This is a genomic window from Nonomuraea sp. NPDC050202 (assembly GCF_040656115.1).
Lineage (GTDB): Bacteria > Actinomycetota > Actinomycetes > Streptosporangiales > Streptosporangiaceae > Nonomuraea.
In genome coordinates this window covers 1-5,625 of record NZ_JBFALF010000099.1, presented here as the reverse complement: position 1 = coordinate 5,625, position 5,625 = coordinate 1, and the positions used below count along the sequence as shown (strand labels likewise).

Annotated in this window: 3 protein-coding genes and 1 pseudogene; all 4 read left to right on the top strand. The window is 67.4% G+C overall.

Translation table 11 applies throughout. From position 1 onward, the window contains the following. A pseudogene (locus AB0I79_RS63030) lies at positions 1–93 on the top strand (glycosyl hydrolase); the annotation flags it as partial. 533 nt (positions 94–626) lie between these two features. Then, on the top strand, positions 627–2,693 hold the full coding sequence (locus AB0I79_RS63025) for a family 43 glycosylhydrolase (protein WP_357896253.1): 2,067 nt from the start codon (positions 627–629) through the stop codon (positions 2,691–2,693). 243 nt (positions 2,694–2,936) lie between these two features. After that, positions 2,937–4,250 carry an RICIN domain-containing protein gene (locus tag AB0I79_RS63020; RefSeq protein WP_357896250.1) on the top strand — a complete coding sequence of 438 codons (1,314 nt, stop codon included), beginning with the start codon at positions 2,937–2,939 and terminating at the stop codon, positions 4,248–4,250. A gap of 92 nt (positions 4,251–4,342) precedes the next feature. Beyond that, a partial coding sequence (locus AB0I79_RS63015; protein ID WP_357896247.1) for an RICIN domain-containing protein occupies positions 4,343–5,625 on the top strand: 1,283 nt, incomplete at its 3' end.

Genomic DNA, 5,625 nt, shown 5'->3' with positions numbered 1-5,625 from the left:
CAGAACACCGCCTACAACCAGCCACCACACCCGAGCTTCTTCCTCGGCGACGGCATGAACACCCCACCGCAACCCGACATCTACGTCCGCTGAACACGTAGCGGACCGGCGCCCCGGTCATCGACCTCCACAGAGTGCGCTACACCCTCTACAACGGCCTGAGCTTCTGCCCGTTCTACGGCGCGACTACACCTCCTGCCCGGTCGGACGACCACACCCACGGTGAGGCGGCCGATACCTCAGCTACTTCTCTTGGCCATTCGATTGGATCCGACCACTGCGACCGGACTGCCCAACGTCGACCACCTCGACGTCAGCGGGTGAGAGCGCCGGCGCCACGATGAACGAAGGGCAGCACCATGATCGGTACCTTACGCAGAACCCTGGCGCGGGGAGGGCTCGTCGTCGCGGCATGGCTGGTCATGTCAGTGGCGGCATCCGGTGCCCCCGCCGCGTCGGCTGAACCCCTGGCGGCCGGCGACGCCCACGTCTCCCGCTACTCTGCCGCGGACTACACCGCCAGCTCGTGGGTGGCCTTCTCCTCAGCCAGGGACTCGCTCACCCGACGAGGAGGCGAAGACGCCACCGCCCGCGAGAAACTCCAGAGGGCCACTGATGGTTTGGTCATGGTTCGTGGCCTGAAGAGTCTGGTCGCGGACTACAAAACCCGCCCCGCCGGCAAGTACACGAGCGACTCCTGGGCACCCTTCGCCAAGGCGTTGGCCAACGCGGACGGCGTCGTCGCCGACGCCTCGGCAACCGCGTCGGAAGTCGCCGCCGCGAAGACGGCGCTGACGACCGCCGCCGGCAAGCTCGTGGCCGCCGACGAGGGGACGTTCCAGACCATCACGAACGATGTCTTCTGGAACGACACGAGCGGCAACCCCATCTATTCGCAAGGCGGGGGTGTCTTCAAGTTCGGCGACACCTACTACTGGTACGGCGTGCACTACACGGGCGCCGAGCTCTACCGGGCCAACCCGACGAGAAAGTACGACGGCGACGTCACGTTCGTTTCGATCCCCGTGTACTCGTCGAAGGACCTGGTGAACTGGAAGTTCGAGAACCGCGTCGCCACCCGCTCCACGAGCCTCGCCAGCGGGGCCACCCTCGGCCAGGCGGGCTGGGTAGGACGGCTGGGCGTCTCCTACAACGAGAACACCGGAAAGTACGTGCTGGTCGTGCAGGCGTATCTCCCGTCGATGGGTGGCGACGGGGTTCTGTTCCTCCGGGGCGACTCCCCCACCGACACCTTCGACTACGCCTACTTCCAGACCCAGGTCGTCAACTCTCCGACGACGGGCACCGGAGATCAGACCGTCTTCACGGACGACGACGGCAAGGACTACCTGATCTTCTCCAACCGGGAAGGGCGCTCCCGTGCCTTTGTCTCCAAGCTGAGAGAGTCCGACTCGCTGCGGGTGGAGCCCGCCGTGCAGATCGGCTACAACTCCGCCGGGCGCGAGGGCAACGCCATGTTCAAGCTCGACGGCAAGTACTACCACGCCGCGTCGGACCTGCACGGCTGGAACACCTCGGTGACCCATGTCATCGAGTCGACCGGCAGCAACGTTCAAGGCTCCTACACCGGTGAGTACACCCTCGCCGGCACCGAGATGGACTACAGCCACGTGACCCAGACCGGGTTCTTCGTGACCGTCAAGGGCACCAAGCAGAACACGGTCATCTACGCCGGCGACCGCTGGGCCGACTTCGCCTGGAACGGCATCGGCTACAACCAGTGGATGCCGGTGACCAAGACCGGCGCCCGGCCCCAGTTCCATTCCGTGAGCCAATGGCAGTTCAACGTCACGACCGGAGAATGGCGTGTCGGTCCGGCGAACAACTACGCTCTCAACCCCAATTTCCAGGCCGACCGCATCATCGTCTCCCAGGTTCAGGGGTGGACGAACTTCCGTGAGTCGGGGCCGACCTCCCTCGTGACCAATGTCGACGGCGGCGCCAACGGGTCCCGCTTCGCGCTGCGGATCGGGGCCACGCAGTCCTACGCGGGTGGCGTGCGGCAGCAGATCACTGTGCCGGCCGGCGTCTACAGGCTGTCGGCGTTCGCCAGGACCACCGGTTCACTCAGCGCCGCGCAGGTGACGATCACGGACGCCGACGGTGCCTCGCGCACGCTCGACATCCCGGTATCCAGCGGCTGGACCCGCCGCGAACTCACGGAGATCCCGGTGTCCGCGGGCACGGCCACCATCACGATCCGGGCGGCGTCCGGCAACGGATACCTGTTCGTCGACGACCTCGAACTCGTCAGGACAGCCGGGGGCACGCCGCCGCCGGGGCAGCGTTACGAGGCCGAGACCGCGCCGGCGGTGTGTCAGGGCACGATCGATGCGAACTGGGCCGGCTTCTCCGGCAGCGGTTTCTGTAACGGCACCAACGCGGCCGGAGCCTATGCCCAGTTCACGGTGAACCCGTCGGCGGCCGGAACGGCGTCGCTCGGAATCCGGTATGCCAACGGCGCCGGCAGCGCCAGGGCCGCCAACCTGATCGTCAACGGATCCACGGTGGCGACAGTGTCGTTCGAACCCACCGGCGCCTGGACGACGTGGGCCACCAAGACCATGACCGTCCCGCTGAACACCGGCGGCAACACCATCCGAGTGGACCCCACCACCACAACCGGACTGCCCAACATAGACCACCTCGACCTCGGCCCCACGGCCGGCTGACACCTCACTACGTGAGATCAGGAGGATGTCCGCGGCGCTGCAGTGTGCGGGCCCGCCTAGGACGCCGCACTGGACAACGCCTGGAACCCGCCCGACATCAACAACTCCGGCAACGGCTGAGAGAACCAGGCCGTCTTCAACCAGAACGGTCGCATCCAACCCCAGCGTCTGCGGGCTCCCCTGACAAACGAACCCGACCGAACTCCCATGGCTACAGCCACCCCTGCACTCAAGGAGTCATCCATGACTATGCAACGGCGGACATTCCTCAGCGTGAGCGCGGCCGGAGCGGCGGGCCTCGGCCTGTCCCTGCTCGGCGCGGGGCAGGCGCTCTCCGCCGTCGGGCCGCTGGACACGGCGCCGACCACGCCGTTCGCGGTCGGTGTGCGCCGGTATGACTGGACCCGCGGCAGCCGCCCGTGCACCACCTACGTCTACTACCCCGCCACCGGCACCCCCGGCGGCAACCCGGTGACGAACGCCCCGGTCGCCGACGGCGTCTTCCCCGTCTACAACTTCACCCACGGCTACGGCAGCAGCCCGCAGAACTCGCTGTTCATCATCCGGGCCCTGGCTGCGGCCGGCTTCATCGTCCCCGCCCCGCACTTCAACCACAACTTCAACGACGTCAACAACGGCAACACCTCCAAGGACGTCTCACAGATCCTCACCCAGACCCTCGCCCTCAACACCAGCGGAGCACTCGCCGGGCACATCAACACCAGCATCGGCGTCGGAGTGTCAGGCCACTCCCTGGGCGGCATGACCACCCACGGCCTGCTGACCTCCTGGCCCGACAGCCGGATCATCTCCGCCAACCCGCAGTCCTGCGTAGACATGGGCAACCCGGCCGGCTCGGTCTCCGCCAAGGTCCTGTTCGTCCACGGCGACCGCGACTCGACCACGCAGTACTCCTCGGCCCGGCAGGCGTACACGGAAATGACCTGGCCCAAGGCGTTCCTCACCTTCGTCGGCGGCAGCCACACCAGCTTCTGGAGCGACAACCGCTTCCCGAACACCGTCGTCGACTGGGCCCGCTGGACCATGTACGGCGACACCGCCGCCCGCGACCGCCTCCCGGCCGACGCCGCCGGGTCCAACACCAGGTGGGAAGCCCAGTTGGGTGACTCGCCCAGCGGCCCGGCCGCCTACACCCTGGTGGCCCAGCACAGCGGCAAGGCCGCCGACATCAGCGAGGCCTCCACCGCCGCCGGCGCACGGCTCATCCAATACACCGCCAACAGCCGCCCCAACCAGCAGTTCGAGTTCGTGGCCTCGGGCGACGGCCACGTCCGCGTCAAGGCCCGGCACAGTGGCCTGTTCCTCCAGCCCACGGGCACCGCGAACGGCGCGGACGTCGTCCAGCAGGCCGACACCGGTGCCGCCGGCCAGCAGTGGCGCGTGGTCGACCACGGCGGTGACGTGATCAGCCTCGTCAACCGGGAGTCCGACCTGGCCTTGGACGTCTGGCAGTACTCCACCGCCGACGGAGCCCGCATCTCCCTATACACCTACAACGGCAGCCCCAACCAGCGCTTCACCCGCCGCCGCGTCTGACGCGAGACCTGACGGGGCACCGCTCGGGCACGGGGCGGGCGGCGTCCCGACGTAGCGCCGATATCCCTTCGCCATCACACTGGACGGGTTCAATGACACAGCCTCTCCACGATCCGACCTCACCGCGACGTCCGCGCAGACGCCGCATCACCTTCGTCCTCCTCGGCGCACTGATCGCGAGCTGCATCGCCGCACTGGTCACGGGACCGCCGGCGAACGCGGCCGTGATCGACCCGGCGGCGTACTACCAGATCGTGTCGCGGCACAGCGGCAAAGCCGTCGCCATCGCCGACCAGTCGACCGCCGACGGCGCCGCCGTCCAGCAGCAGACCCGCGCCGACCAGGCGAGCCAGCAGTTCCAGTTCGTCGACGCCGGCAGCGGCCACTACAAGCTCCGAGCCCGGCACAGCGGCAAGGTGCTGGACGTCGCCTCGGCGTCCACAGCGAACGGCGCGAACGTCGTCCAGTGGACCGACAACGGCGGCACCAACCAGCAATTCCGAGTCGTGGATGCCGACAACGGATACGTCAAGCTCATCAACCGCAACAGCGGCAAGGCCCTCGACGTCTGGGAGCAGTCCACCGCCGACGGCGCGCGGATCTCCCAGTACACCGACACAGGCGGCGCCAACCAGCAGTGGCAACTGGTCCGTGCCGACACGCCACCGGCCCCCAAGTACGCCGGCTATCTGTTCACCTACTTCACTGGCGAGAACACCTCCGCCGGCGAGCAGATCTACTTCGCGCTCAGCCAGGGCAACGACCCGACCCGGTGGCGCCAGCTCAACGGTGGGCGGCCCGTGCTGACCTCGACCCTGGGTACCCGCGGCGTACGCGACCCTTTCATCATCCGTTCACCGCAGGGCGACAGGTTCTACCAGATCGCCACCGACCTGCGGATGTACGGCAACGGCAACTGGGACCAGGTCCAGCGGACCGGCAGCAAGTCCATCGTGGTCTGGGAGTCGGCCGACCTGGTGAACTGGAGCGCGCCACGCCTGGTACGCGTCTCACCGGACACCGCCGGCAACACATGGGCCCCGGAGGCGTACTACGACGAGGGACTCGGCCAGTACGTCGTGTTCTGGGCGTCGAAGCTGTACTCCGCCGGCGACCCCGACCACACCGGCACCACCTACAACCGGATGATGTACGCCACGACATCCGACTTCCGGACCTTCAGCGCCGCGCAGATCTGGGTCGACAAGGGCTACTCGACGATCGACTCGACGATCACCAAGCACAACGGGACCTACTACCGCTTCACGAAGGACGAGCGGAGCACATCGCAGACCCCGTGCGGCAAGTTCATCCTCGCGGAGAAGTCGGCGACCATGCTCAACCGCACCTACTCCTTCGTCGCAGACTGCCTCGG

Excerpts from the sequence above, each read along its gene's own strand:
- AB0I79_RS63025 (WP_357896253.1), top strand. The coding sequence starts at position 627 with ATGGTTCGTGGCCTGAAGAGTCTGGTCGCGGACTACAAAACCCGCCCC.
- AB0I79_RS63020 (WP_357896250.1), top strand. The coding sequence starts at position 2,937 with ATGACTATGCAACGGCGGACATTCCTCAGCGTGAGCGCGGCCGGAGCG.